The sequence below is a fragment of the Sulfitobacter sp. G5_S2_6_S6 genome (assembly GCF_054968505.1).
In genome coordinates, this window is the sequence record NZ_JBQKUI010000006.1 from 131,493 (window position 1) to 143,600 (window position 12,108).

General features: G+C 61.9%; 12 protein-coding genes. 4 read left to right on the forward strand and 8 right to left on the reverse strand.

The window, feature by feature from the left end:
• Positions 1-87 precede the first annotated feature (87 nt).
• Together ACTRWK_RS11965 and ACTRWK_RS11970 are read left to right on the forward strand one after the other, a co-directional pair.
• On the forward strand, positions 88-879 hold the full coding sequence (locus tag ACTRWK_RS11965) for an FAD binding domain-containing protein (protein ID WP_005853008.1): 792 nt from the start codon (positions 88-90) through the stop codon (positions 877-879).
• Positions 880-1,041: 162 nt separating this feature from the next.
• Entirely contained in the window at positions 1,042-3,039 is a 1,998-nt protein-coding gene (locus ACTRWK_RS11970; RefSeq protein WP_289081780.1) for an OmpA family protein, read from the forward strand.
• Positions 3,040-3,118: 79 nt separating this feature from the next.
• Here the strand turns inward: ACTRWK_RS11970 and infC are convergent, their stop codons facing one another.
• Positions 3,119-3,724, reverse strand: coding sequence for a translation initiation factor IF-3 (gene infC, locus ACTRWK_RS11975; protein WP_005853012.1), 606 nt, complete (start codon positions 3,722-3,724; stop codon positions 3,119-3,121).
• Between the two features lie 160 nt (positions 3,725-3,884).
• Between infC and ACTRWK_RS11980 the strand changes: the two genes are divergently transcribed.
• Positions 3,885-4,667, forward strand: a complete 783-nt coding sequence (locus ACTRWK_RS11980) for a hypothetical protein (protein WP_289081781.1) — start codon at positions 3,885-3,887, stop codon at positions 4,665-4,667.
• Positions 4,668-4,778: 111 nt separating this feature from the next.
• Here the strand turns inward: ACTRWK_RS11980 and ACTRWK_RS11985 are convergent, their stop codons facing one another.
• The 6 genes from ACTRWK_RS11985 to cysG form a co-directional block, all read right to left on the reverse strand.
• Positions 4,779-5,615, reverse strand: coding sequence for a ferredoxin--NADP reductase (locus ACTRWK_RS11985; RefSeq protein WP_289081782.1), 837 nt, complete (start codon positions 5,613-5,615; stop codon positions 4,779-4,781).
• Positions 5,616-5,703: 88 nt separating this feature from the next.
• Positions 5,704-6,117: a DUF934 domain-containing protein gene (locus tag ACTRWK_RS11990; protein WP_005853018.1), complete on the reverse strand. Its 414-nt coding sequence runs from the start codon at positions 6,115-6,117 to the stop codon at positions 5,704-5,706.
• Positions 6,114-6,902 carry a phosphoadenylyl-sulfate reductase gene (locus ACTRWK_RS11995; RefSeq protein WP_005853020.1) on the reverse strand — a complete coding sequence of 263 codons (789 nt, stop codon included), beginning with the start codon at positions 6,900-6,902 and terminating at the stop codon, positions 6,114-6,116. Before ACTRWK_RS11995 ends, ACTRWK_RS11990 begins: the two co-directional genes overlap by 4 nt.
• Positions 6,892-8,556: a nitrite/sulfite reductase gene (locus ACTRWK_RS12000; RefSeq protein ID WP_037944050.1), complete on the reverse strand. Its 1,665-nt coding sequence runs from the start codon at positions 8,554-8,556 to the stop codon at positions 6,892-6,894. The genes ACTRWK_RS11995 and ACTRWK_RS12000 overlap by 11 nt, the downstream gene beginning before the upstream one ends.
• Entirely contained in the window at positions 8,556-8,852 is a 297-nt protein-coding gene (locus ACTRWK_RS12005) for a DUF2849 domain-containing protein (protein WP_005853022.1), read from the reverse strand. Before ACTRWK_RS12005 ends, ACTRWK_RS12000 begins: the two co-directional genes overlap by 1 nt.
• Entirely contained in the window at positions 8,852-10,246 is a 1,395-nt protein-coding gene (cysG, locus tag ACTRWK_RS12010) for a siroheme synthase CysG (protein ID WP_289081783.1), read from the reverse strand. The genes ACTRWK_RS12005 and cysG overlap by 1 nt, the downstream gene beginning before the upstream one ends.
• 141 nt (positions 10,247-10,387) lie before the next feature.
• Here cysG and ACTRWK_RS12015 point away from each other — a divergent pair, with 141 nt between their 5' ends.
• A complete protein-coding gene (locus ACTRWK_RS12015) occupies positions 10,388-10,849 on the forward strand; it encodes an Lrp/AsnC family transcriptional regulator (protein ID WP_005853026.1) in 462 nt (153 codons plus the stop codon).
• A gap of 24 nt (positions 10,850-10,873) precedes the next feature.
• Here ACTRWK_RS12015 and ACTRWK_RS12020 read toward each other — a convergent pair whose 3' ends face one another.
• A complete protein-coding gene (locus ACTRWK_RS12020) occupies positions 10,874-12,058 on the reverse strand; it encodes a cytochrome P450 (RefSeq protein ID WP_184582291.1) in 1,185 nt (394 codons plus the stop codon).
• Positions 12,059-12,108: the final 50 nt, after the last annotated feature.

Below are 12,108 nucleotides of genomic sequence, written 5' to 3' on the forward strand. Positions count from 1 at the left end.
GCCAACCCCCGCGCCCCCGGAGTTTATTGGCAAAATGAAGAGAGGCGTTTGGGGCCGTTGCCCGCTCTCTGACTGGAAGGACGCAAGATGTATGATTTTGATGTAGTGAAACCCGCGACAGTGGCCGAGGCGGTCTCGGCATTGGGGCAGGACGAGGCGCAACCGTTAAGTGGCGGGCAAACGCTGATCCCCACGCTGAAGGCACGCTTGGCGATGCCGTCGGTTCTGGTGTCGCTGAGCGGGATCGAGGACATGCGCGGTGTGCGTATGGGCGATGACGGTCGTCTGTGTATCGGTGGGGGTACCGTACATGCGACCGTCGCCAAAGAGGCAGAGGCACATTACCCCGGGCTGGCCAGTCTGGCCGCGCGGATCGGTGATCCGGCCGTGCGGAACCGTGGCACCATCGGCGGATCGGTCGCGAATAACGACCCCTCGGCCTGTTATCCGGCAGGGGTGCTTGCCAGCGGTGCGACGATCGTGACCAACGCGCGCGAGATCGCGGCGGATGATTTCTTTGAGGGGATGTTCGCCACCGCTCTGGACGAGGGCGAGATCATCACCGAAGTGCGTTTCCCGATCCCCGAGAAGGCACATTACGAGAAATTCATCCAACCTGCCTCGCGCTTCCCGCTGGTGGCGGTGTTTGTGGCAAAATTCGCGGACGGTGTGCGGGTCGCGGTGACGGGGGCGTCGGAGGATGGCGTCTTCCGGTGGAGCGATGCAGAAGCCGCGCTGAGCGGGAGTTTTGCCGTGGATGCCCTATCGGGGTTGAGCCTGCCCGGTGACGGCATGATCAGCGATCTACACGGCAGTGGTGACTACCGTGCGCATCTGGTTGCTGTGATGACAAAACGGGCAGTTGCCGCGCTGACCTAAACCACGCGATACTTCAATGAAAACCGCCCCTTGGGAAACCTTGGGGCGGTTTTTTGCTGTCTGGATGATTATCACTTGCGCAGGGTTGGGAACGATTTTGCAGCACCGGTGTTGTGCCGTAACGCTGCCCGAACGGCGTCCATAACCCCGTGAGGATTAGGAATGTATAAACTTTTGAAATCGACGACCTCTTTGACCATGTGTTTGGCGCTGGCTTTGCCCACAGGTGGTTTTGCCCAGACAACAGAAAGCTGCGTGGCCGAAGGGGAGCAAACCGTGTTCCCATGCGTGCTGCCTGACGGCAGTGTCGTGGCGGATGCGGATCAAATGATGACATTGCGTGCCGATGGCGATCTGGCGCAGGCGCTTGGTCTTGAGGCGGAAGCCCAGACCGACGCGCAAGCCGAGCCCGATGCAGAAGCCGCCGCTGAAACCGTAGACGCCGCGGAAGAGCAAGCTGCCGCCGCCGCCGAGGCCGAAGCCGCTGCCACTGCAGAAGCCCAAGCCGCCGCGGAAGAGCAAGCTGCTGCCGACGCAGAGGCCGCCGCCGCTGCAGCTGAAGCAGAAGCCGCTGAAGCGCAAGCTGCCGCCGATGCAGAAGCCGCCGCCGCCGCGCAGGCCGCTGAACAAGAGGCCGCCGAAGCTCAGGCCGCTGCAGACGCACAAGCCGCCGAGGCCGAGAAAGCTGCTGCCGCCGAAGCGCAGGCCGAAGCAGAGCGTGAGGATGCGGTCGCTGCACAGATCGCCGCAGACGCTGAAGCCAAGGCCGCAGCCGAAGCCGAGGCAGAGCAAGACGCCGCTGCGGCTGCCGAAACCTCGGACAGCCCTGAAGCGCAGTCTGCCGAGACACAGGCAGACGCCCCTGCCGCTGAAAACGACGCTGGCGTAGAGGCAGAGGCGCAAGCTCAGGCAGAGCCGGCAGAGACTGAGTCGACCGAAGAAACCCAAGCCGAGACCGACGTGCCGGCAGACAGCTCTTCCGACACTGAAACGCAGGCGGAGGCCGAAACCCAGCAGCAAACGGAAGAGCAGATTGCCGCTGATCTTGCCGCCGAACAGGCTGCGGAAGAAGCCCGTCAGGAACAGCGCGCCGCTGATGCAGCCGCTGCTGCCGAAGCCGCCGCCGCTGCTGACAGCGGTGAAGCCAAGGCCGATGTTGTGGTAGAAGAGGTCACCGAAGAAGACACGCGCGCCTCGAACGAAGAATTTTCGACGGCCGTCACTGGTGACACCTCTGCCGAGGCCAAAACCGAAGCCAAAAAGGATGACGACGACGGGCTGAGCAAGTTCGAGAAAGCCTTGCTTGTCGGCATCGGTGCTGTGGCTGTCGGGTCGATCCTGAATAACGGCTCGAAGGTCGTGAGCAACTCGGGTGACCGTCTGGTTGTTGAAGATCCGAATGGGGACCTGCGCGTTTTGAAAGACGATGATGCGCTTGTGCGTCAGGCCGGTGACGAAGTCCGCCGCGAGACGTTCAACGACGGCTCTTCGCGCACCACTGTGATCAAGCCTAACGGCAGCAAGATCGTGACCATTCTGGGTCGGGACGGCACCGTATTGCGCCGGATCAACGTCGATCCACAGGGCAATGAATATGTGCTGTTCGATGACACCCAAGCCGAAGAGCGTATCGTTGTGAACGAGCTGCCTCAGGTCCGTCCGCAGGCCAATACGCTGGCCAGCCAGCAGAACGAGGAAGCGCTGCGTGCCGCGTTGCAAACGCAGCTGCGTGGGGATCAGGCCCAGCGGTATTCGCTGCGTCAGGTGCGTGATGTCCGTCAGGTCCGTGCCCTAGCACCAGAGATCGAGCTGGACGCTGTGCGTTTCGCCACAGGGTCGGCTGCAATCCAGCCTGAACAGGCCCGCGCGCTGTCCAAGATCGGGACCGCGATCAGCAATGCCATCAAGGATGATCCGCGCACTGTGATCCTTGTGGAAGGGCACACCGATGCGGTTGGCAATGCGGGCTACAACCTTGCGCTGTCTGACCGTCGTGCCGAGACCGTTGCATTGGCCCTGACCGAGTATTTTGACGTGCCGCCAGCCAACCTGATCACCCAAGGCTACGGTGAAAGCGCGTTGAAAGTACCGACCGAGACCGCTGAACCCGCCAACCGTCGTGCGGTTGTGCGCAACATCACAGGTCTGCTGCGTCAGTAACCGCGTCCTTCAAGACATAGAAAAGCCCCCGCAGGAAACTGCGGGGGCTTTTTGCGTCTCGGGACTGTAAGACCCGGAATTATTTGCTTGGCAGCGGCCCGATGAGCATGACCATCTGGCGGCCTTCCATCTTCGGGAAGTTTTCAACGCGGCCAACCTCTTTGGTGTCTTCGGCAACGCGTTCAAGCAGCTCGCGGCCAAGGTTCTGGTGGGCCATCTCACGGCCGCGGAACCGCAGCGTGATCTTTACCTTGTCCCCATTGTCGAGGAACTTGAACACGTTGCGCATCTTGACGTCATAGTCATTGGTATCGGTGTTCGGGCGGAACTTGACCTCTTTGATCTCGATGATCTTTTGCTTCTTGCGCGCTTCGGCTTCACGCTTTTGCGTCTCATACTTGAATTTGCCAAAGTCCATGATCTTGCACACGGGCGGGTTGGCATTGGGCGAAATCTCGACCAGATCAAGTCCGGCATCAACAGCCATTTCCATGGCGCGATCCGGTGTCACGACGCCGACGTTTTCCCCATCCGCACCGATCAGGCGGATTTCGTTGGCGCGGATGTTTTCGTTGATGCGCGGGCCGGTGTCTCTTTGCGGCGGCGCGTTATGCGGTCTGCGAGCGATGATGGTCGTCCTTTGATTGTTGTACTGATGTCGAGCACGGAAGGTAAACCTGCTCATGGTCTTCTTCAAGTCGCAAAATGGCGCATATACAGGGTAAAACCGCGTATTTTTGGGGGATTTACCCAAGGGGAAGCAGCGTATCGCGCATTTGACGCTATGTGTTGGCATATAGTATGTGCAGCAGGGGATTAACAAACTTCAAAGGAACCACAGCATCATGAAAAACCTCATCTGGATTGTCATCGCAGGGTTGATCGCGCTTGGCGCGTACATGTTGTATTCGGGCCGCTCGGTCCAGGAGATTGCGACCGATGCGTCGGATGCCGTCAATGCTCCCGCCGCGCTGGAAAGTGCGACCGAAGCTGTGGGCGACGCTGTCGAGGCGACAGAGGGCGCAGTGACCGAGGCGGTAGAAGCCACCACAGAGGCCGCGAATACCGCAGCCGACGCGCTGTCGGAAGCGGCTGAGGATGTGGCCGATGCCGCGGCAGAGGCGGGCGAGGATGCCATGAACGCGGGCAAGCAGATCGCCGAGGATGCAACGCAAGCGGCGAATGATACCGCAGAAGGCAACGCGGAGGTTTCCACCAGCGCAGAGGCCGATGCCATGGCTGCCAGCGATTCAGAGGCAAGCGATGCCGCCAGCACCACACAAGCGGGCACGGCACCCGCCGCTGACCCGCAAGCCGAAGCAGACGCCGCAGCGGTTCAAGAGGAAGAAGCCGCCGCCGTCGCCGCGACAGATGCACAGGCCAGCGCTGATGCGGGGGCTGCAGCCGATACAGAAGTTCAGGCCGACGTCACCGCCGATGCTGACACGCCAGAGCAGTTGACTACCGTCGATGGCTTTGATCTGGAAAAGGTGCAAACCATGATCGACACCTCTGATCTGCCCGCCACGCAAAAAGCGCTGCTGAAGCAAGGGCTGGTCACCGCCGGTGAAAATCCCGATGCCCTGCGCGCGATCCTCGCACGGATCCGCGAGGCGCTGGCGCTTTAATCGAGGCCCACGCAAAGCCGATCCGCCAGACATGAAAAAGCCGCGCCTCGAAAGAGAGCGCGGCTTTTGTTTTATCTGTGGTGCCCCATGCAAGGACACCGCTGCGTTGGATCAGCCGACAAAGGCCTTTTCAACGACGTAGTGTTTGGGGTCGGAGTTCGCCCCTTCCTCCAGCCCGAAACCTTCAAGCACCTCCTTGATGTCCTTGTTGAATTCAAGGCTCCCGCAGACCATGCCGCGATCGGTGTCGGCGCTGATACCGTCGATGCCGAGGTCTTTGAACACCGTGCCGTCCTGCAGCAGATTAGTGATGCGGCCCATCTTGGGGCTTTGTTCACGGGTGGTGGTGGGATAATAGACCAGCTTGTCGCCGATCATCTCGCCGATCAGCGGATCATCGGCAAGGCTCTCGACCAGCGTGCGGCCATAGTCCAGCTCGGCCACATCGCGGGTGGTGTGGGTCATGATGATCTGGTCGAATTTCTCGTAGGTCTCCGGTTCGCGCAGCAGCGAGGCAAAGGGTGCAAAGCCCGTGCCGGTGGCGAAAAGCCACAGACGTTTGCCGGGCAGCAGCGCGTCATGCACCAGCGTGCCGACGGGCTTGGGCCGCAGGATGATTTGGTCGCCGGGCTGGATGTGTTGCAGCTTCGAGGTCAGCGGGCCGTCCTGCACCTTGATCGAATAGAACTCCAGCTCTTCGTCCCAGGAGGGCGAGGCGATGGAATAGGCGCGCAGCAGCGGCTTTTGCTTGCCGGTCTCGGGGTGCGGATCGCCCATCAGGCCGATCATCACAAACTCGCCCGAGCGAAAGCGCAAGGACGCAGGGCGGGTCACGCGGAAGGAAAACAGCCGGTCCGTCCAGTGTTTGACAGAAGTCACGGTCTGCGCGTCAGGCAACGTGGGTACGGGTTTGGCGTCGGGTTGGGTCACTACATTCTGCTCGGTCATAATTTCATCTACGCGCGGATCGCGGCACGCAGCCTTTCTCTAGGGGAAGGGAGGGGGCAGGGAAAGCATCTTGGGGCGAAAACCCCGATCAGCCGCGCAGACGCGCCTGATAATTATGCTCTTGCCAGTTTGCACGGGCCAGCCATTGGTCCTGCGGTTGACGCGCGGCCAGATCATCGGGGATCTCGACCTCGTCAAAGCCCGACCGGCGCGCCATAGCGTATTGGTCTGCAATCACATGTCCATGTGCGCGCAGCCGTCCGGTGTAGCCGCGCAACCGCAGTTGGCGCGCGATGGTAAAGCCACGCCCGTCGGCCGAACTGGGGAAGGCCACGCGGATCATCGAGATCGCACCATCAACAGGGATCGTTTCCGGCTGCACGTCAGAGGGGACGTCAAGGGCGGTCGCACCCGCCTCTACGCCTTCAGCAGCATCGAAGGGGGCGTAGGGCGTGGCGAAATCATCCGCCACAAACCCCTGATCATTGATCAACTGTGTCATGTCTTTGCTCCTGTGCGGACCATCTTGCCATCGACAAAATGGATGCCGCATTCTTCTTTTTCAATGTTTCTCCAGCGACCGGCGCGGGGGTCTTCGCCCGGTTTCACCTTGGTGGTGCAGGGGGCGCACCCGATGCTGGGGTAGCCTTGGGCCACCAGCGGGTGACGGGGCAGGCGGTTCTCGTCGATATAGTCCGACACGTCGGAGGCCTGCCAATGGGCCAGCGGGTTCACCTTGATCCGCGCAGGCGCATCGGCGGGGGTTTCGACCTCGAAGAACGGCAGGCTGGCGCGGGTGCCGGACTGGAACCGCTTGCGCCCCGTGATCCAACCGTCGAACCCCTCTAGCGCGTGCTGCAGGGGCACGGTCTTGCGGAAGGCACAGCAGGCGTCCGGGTCGCGCAGATGCAGCGTCCCATCGGGGTCTTTCTCTGCCACGTCCTGCGCCCGGATCGTCTGCACATTGCGCAGCCCCAACCGTTCGCTCAGCTCTTGCTGATAGACCAGCGTTTCAGCAAAGAGCATCTCTGTGTCGATGAACAACACCGGCAGATCACGTTTCACCATAGAGGCAAGGTGCAACAGGGCGACGGATTCCGCCCCGAAGCTTGAGACAAGCGCCAGATTGGGCACGTTGTCGATCGCGGCACGCAGCACGTCGGTGGCGCTGTGATGGCGCAGGCCATCGTTCAGCTTTTCCACCTGACGGGTCAGCGCTGCGACGCGGTCCGGCCCTTCGGGGAGGATTTTTTCCCCATTTGGAAGTGTCAGTTGATCACGCGGCATTGGCTTGTGCTTCCGGGTAGAGGACGGCCTTGAACGGGGCAAGACCGAGGCGACGATAGGTTTGCAAGAAGGTCTCGCCCGCGTCGCTGCGCAGGTCGAGGTAGCCTTTTACCAACCGTTCAATCGCCGGAATAATGTCGTCGGCGGAAAAACCCGGACCGGCGCGCTCTCCGATGGCGGCGTTTTCGGTGCCGTCACCGCCCAGAGTGATCTGGTAGTTTTCGACACCGGCGCGGTCGAGCCCGAGAATCCCGATGTGGCCCACGTGGTGGTGGCCGCAGGCATTGATGCAGCCCGAGATCTTGATCTTGAGCGGACCGACATCGTGTTCCAGCTTCAGCTCGTCAAAGCGGGTCGCGATTTCCTGGGCAATCGGGATCGAGCGGGCTGTGGCCAGCGCGCAGTAGTCCATGCCGGGGCAGGCGATGATATCGCTGATCAGGCCGATATTGGCCGTGGCAAGGCCGACCTCTTTCAACGCCGCGTGCAGCGCAGGCAGGTCGCCGCGGTGCACATGGGGCAGGATCACATTCTGCTCGTGGCTGATGCGCAGTTCGTCATGGCCGTACTCGGCCGCCAGTTCAGCCATACGGTGCATCTGTTCGGCAGTGGCGTCGCCCGGGGTCTTGCCGTGGGCCTTGAGGCTGATCGACACGATCGCGTAGGACGGATCGCGGTGGTCGGTCAGGTTGGTGTCGGCCCAACTTTTGAACACGGGATCGCTGTCATAGGCAGCAGTATAAGCGTCCGTCGGGGCGGTCTTGAACGTCGGGCTGGCGAAATCCGCCTCGATCCGCGACAGCATCTGCTGGTCGACGCCGGTGAACTGCGGACGGATCAACGCATAGCGGGCGTCCACCCGTGCGCGGATGTCGTCGATGCCGTTCTCATGCACGGTGATCTTGATACGCGCTTTGTACTTATTATCGCGGCGGCCCAACAGGTTATAGACCGAGACAATGGCCTCGAGCGTGGGCAGCAGGTCTTCGGAGCTGACGAAGTCATAAAGCACCTTGCCGATCATCGGGGTCCGGCCAAGGCCACCGCCGACGATGACTTGATAGCCGATCTCGCCGTCTTTCTCGACGATTTGCAGGCCGATATCATGGGCCTTGATCACCGCACGGTCATGGGGCGCGCCAGAGACAGCGACCTTGAACTTGCGCGGCAGGAACTGGAATTCGGGGTGGTCGGTGGACCACTGCCGGATCAGTTCGGCCACGGGGCGCGGATCGGCGATTTCATCCGCGGCGGCACCGGCGAAATGGTCGGCGGTCACGTTGCGGATGGTGTTGCCGCTGGTCTGAATGGCATGCATGTTCACTTCGGCCAGCGCGTCCAGCATATCGGGGACATCACGCAGCTGGGGCCAGTTGTACTGGATGTTCTGGCGCGTGGTAAAATGGCCGTAGCCCTTATCCCATTTGGCAGCAATATCGGCCAGCTTGTGCATCTGGCGGCTGCTGAGCGTGCCATAGGGGATCGCGACCCGCAGCATATAGGCGTGCAGCTGCAGATAGAGCCCGTTCATCAGGCGCAGGGGCTTGAATTCATCCTCGGTCAGGGAGCCGTCGATGCGGCGTTCGACCTGTGCGCGGAACTGTGCATTGCGTTCGGCGATGAAGGCATCGTCAAATTCGGTGTAGCTGTACATTATTGAACCTCCTGCTTGCCGTGGGTGTAGTTGCTTGGACCCTTGGCGCGGAATGCTTCGCGGAAATGCGATGGCTTGGGTGTGTCTGTGCTGGTGTCGACATCGGCCAGATAGGCCCCGACGGTCAGGTCTGCTTGCTGGATCGCATCGATCAGACGCACATCGGCGACGGCCTCGTCGGTCAGGACTTCGGCCTCTTCCAGTTTGCGGGTCCAGCCGGTGGCGGTCTGGTAGATCACGTCGCCTTCCAGCAAGGCATTGGCGGTGACGACTTTGGGGGTGAAGGGCTTGGCCATTATGCCATCTCCTCTTGAAACAATTCGGTGGTGGCGCGGGCGGCGGCACGGGGTGCCAGCCCATAGAAAGTCAGGGCGGGGCCGGTCAGATTGGCCGCGCTCAGGTCGGTGGGCAGACGGTCCAGCGTGGTCTCGACAATCCGCTGATCCGCGCGCGAGGCGTTTTCGACCAGCGTGACAGGCGTGCTGCGATCGGCCCCGTGCATCAGCAGGCGGCCTTGGATGAACCGCGCGGATTTCTTGCCCATATAGATCGCGGCGACCTCGCCCGGGCGGGCCAAAGCGGCCCAATCATGATCGGCGAACCCTTTCATGTCATGACCCGTCAGGAACCGGACAGAGGCGTTGCGCCCGCGTTTCGTCAGGCTTTGCCCGATGGTCGCGATGGCGGCAGAGGCGGAGGTGATCCCCGGTACGATGTGCCAGCCGATGCCATGGGCGTCCACGGCGTCGATCTCTTCGTCCAGGCGGCCAAAGATGGTGGCGTCGCCGGATTTCAGACGGACCACCTGGGCCCCCGCCTGCGCGTGTTCGACCAGCAGATCGTTGATGGTTTCCTGCGCGGTGGAGGGGCCGAAGCCTTCCTTGCCCACGTCGATCATCAGCGCCTCGCGGCGGGCGAGTTCGAGGATCTCGGGGCTGATCAGCCGGTCGTAAATCACCACATCGGCCTCGTCCAATGCGCGGCGCGCCTTGAGGGTCAGCAGTTCGGGGTCACCGGGGCCGCCACCGACAAAAGCGATGTGACCGGCACGCGCGGCGCGGGACTGGTGGTCGGCCAGCAGCGTGTTCAGCGCGTTTTCGACGGCGGCTTTGCCATCCGCCACGGAGCGGGGGCCGGCGGCAAAGTAATAGTCACGCCAGAAATCGCGGCGCGGGCGGCCAAAGGGCAGGGCGTCGGCCATCTTGCGGAAACCCTTGCCGATCCGCGCCAGCGTTCCCAGCGTTGTGGGCAGACGCTCTTCCAGATCGGCCTTGATCGCACGGGCCAGCACGGGGGCCGCGCCTTCGGTGCCGATGGCAATGGTCACGGGGTCACGGTCGACGATGGCGGGGGTGATAAAGGCGCTGTCGTGCAGATTGTCGACGATATTGACCAATGCCCCCTCGGCACGCGCAATCGCGGCGGTGCGGGCGTCTTCGGTCTCGTCTTCATCGGCTGCGTAGAAGAGTTTCGCGCACAGCACATCGCCATGGCGCAGGGCGCGGGTGTGTAGCGTCAGGCGGCCCGCATCGGCCCATGCCGCGATCTCGGGCACGGGGGTCGGGGCGAAGACGCTGATCTTGGCTTCGGTCTTGAGCAGCAGGCGCAGCTTGGCCAATGCCGCTTCGCCACCGCCTGACAAGACGATGCGCTGGCCCTTGGTGGACAGGTAGATTGGGAAATGATCCATGTGGTTCGGTCCTTGCGCTTAGCTTGAGCTCTATATAGGAAATAATTCCAATAAGGCGCTAGGTGTCTGGGGATATAAGGACGTACGTTCCATTCAGCCGCGCAAACAGAACAACAGACCACAGAGTGAAGGAAAAGCAGAATGGACGTTCGGATCGATGACGTGGACCGGAAAATTCTAGCGCAGTTACAACGCGATGCCAGCCAGTCATTGGACGATATCGCGCGCGAGGTCGGCAGTTCCAAGACCCCTGTGTGGAACCGGATTCGTAAACTGCGCGAGGCCGGGGTGATCGGGCAGCATACGGTTGTGCTGGACGCAGAGGCGCTTGGCTTCGAAGCGTGTTTCTTCGTGTTGATCCGTACGTCGTCCCACGAGGCCGACTGGCAGGCGGCGTTCCTCAAGGCGTTGAAAAACCGTCCCGAAGTGCAAGAGGCGCACCGGCTGGCGGGGGACATCGACTATATCCTGAAGGTCCGCGTCAAGAACGCCCGCGCCTATGATGCCTTTTATCAGGCGCTGATTTCTGAGGTCCGCGTGCACAACGTCACAGCGTTGCTGTCGATGGAAGAGATCAAATCGACCACGATGCTGCCGCTGTAACGCCGTGGCGCGGGGAGGCGCGACTTAGATCGTCACCATCAACCGTTCCAGCTTGTGGAAATGGTAGGTATTGGCAAAGCGCGGTGCTTCGGCCAGTTGCAGGTTTGGCGCATGGTCAAAAAGCGCACGCAACGCGATCTGCATTTCCAGCCGAGCCAGCGGCGCGCCGACGCAGAAATGCAAACCACCGCCAAAGGCCGCGTGGGCCTTGGCCGGACGGGTCGGGTCGAACACATCGGGCTGGTCGTAAAGCGCGGGATCGCGACCCGCGGCCCCCAGCACCAGTGCAATTTTGCGGCCCTTTTCCAGCGTGACGTCGCCCAGTTCGATATCCTCGTAGGCGAAACGTTCAAAGACATGCAGGGGCGGGTCGTAGCGCAGGATCTCTTCGACCGTGGCGTTGATCGCATCGGGGGCGAGGGCGCTGGCGGGCGTGTTATTTTCGAGCAAGCAGGCGATCCCGTTGCCAAGCGCGTGTACCGTCGCCTCGTGGCCTGCGTTCAGCAGCAGGATACACGTGCCGATCAGCGCATCCGTGCTCAGTTTTTCGCCGTCTTCTTCGGCAGCGATCAACTGGGTGATCAGGTCGTCACGCGGGTCTTGGCGACGCTCATTGACATAGCGGCGCAGGAAGGCGGTGAAATCTGCGGCGGCGGTATTGGCGGCCTCTTCGGTCGCGCGGGTCCGGCCGATCTGGTAGACGGCGACCATATCATTGGACCAGCGCAGCAGGTCGGGCCACATATCCTCTGGCACGCCAAGCAGCCGCGCGATGATGCGCACGGGCAATTGGGTGCAAAAAGCGGGGATCAGGTCAAAGGCTTCGCCCTTGGGCAGGTCGGCCAGCAGGGCTTGGGCAATCTCTTCGATCTCGGGGGCGAGACCGGCAATCCGGCGCGAGGTAAAGGCACGCAGCACCAACCCGCGCAGGCGGGTGTGGGTTGGCGGCTCAAGCTCGAGCATCGATTGGTCTTCCACCGCATAGAAGTCGCGCATGTGATCGGGCGTGGGCTTGCGCTGGTCGGCAGGGGTCTCGCGGCCCAAACGGCGGTCACGCAGCAAGGCCTGCACCGTCGCCGCATCAAAAGCGGCCATCATCCCGTAGTCTTGCCAGAACAGCACGGGGCCCTGCGCACGTGCGCGCGTATAGGCGGCATAGGGGTTTTGGACGAAGTCGGGATCAAGCGGGGAAAGGTTCAGTGTTTTCATGGGGCCTAGCAATAGCTGTGGCTCTGGTCTTTGCAAGCGGGTCTGTGCCA

What these genes read in the sequence shown, in the direction of transcription:
- ACTRWK_RS11995 (WP_005853020.1), bottom strand. Translation starts at nt 6,902, where the DNA reads ATGCCGCGTGATCAACTGACACTTCCAAATGGGGAAAAAATCCTCCCC.
- ACTRWK_RS12015 (WP_005853026.1), top strand. Translation starts at nt 10,388, where the DNA reads ATGGACGTTCGGATCGATGACGTGGACCGGAAAATTCTAGCGCAGTTA.
- ACTRWK_RS12000 (WP_037944050.1), bottom strand. Translation starts at nt 8,556, where the DNA reads ATGTACAGCTACACCGAATTTGACGATGCCTTCATCGCCGAACGCAAT.
- ACTRWK_RS11965 (WP_005853008.1), top strand. Translation starts at nt 88, where the DNA reads ATGTATGATTTTGATGTAGTGAAACCCGCGACAGTGGCCGAGGCGGTC.
- ACTRWK_RS12005 (WP_005853022.1), bottom strand. Translation starts at nt 8,852, where the DNA reads ATGGCCAAGCCCTTCACCCCCAAAGTCGTCACCGCCAATGCCTTGCTG.
- infC (WP_005853012.1), bottom strand. Translation starts at nt 3,724, where the DNA reads ATGAGCAGGTTTACCTTCCGTGCTCGACATCAGTACAACAATCAAAGG.
- cysG (WP_289081783.1), bottom strand. Translation starts at nt 10,246, where the DNA reads ATGGATCATTTCCCAATCTACCTGTCCACCAAGGGCCAGCGCATCGTC.
- ACTRWK_RS11980 (WP_289081781.1), top strand. Translation starts at nt 3,885, where the DNA reads ATGAAAAACCTCATCTGGATTGTCATCGCAGGGTTGATCGCGCTTGGC.
- ACTRWK_RS11985 (WP_289081782.1), bottom strand. Translation starts at nt 5,615, where the DNA reads ATGACCGAGCAGAATGTAGTGACCCAACCCGACGCCAAACCCGTACCC.
- ACTRWK_RS11970 (WP_289081780.1), top strand. Translation starts at nt 1,042, where the DNA reads ATGTATAAACTTTTGAAATCGACGACCTCTTTGACCATGTGTTTGGCG.
- ACTRWK_RS12020 (WP_184582291.1), bottom strand. Translation starts at nt 12,058, where the DNA reads ATGAAAACACTGAACCTTTCCCCGCTTGATCCCGACTTCGTCCAAAAC.
- ACTRWK_RS11990 (WP_005853018.1), bottom strand. Translation starts at nt 6,117, where the DNA reads ATGACACAGTTGATCAATGATCAGGGGTTTGTGGCGGATGATTTCGCC.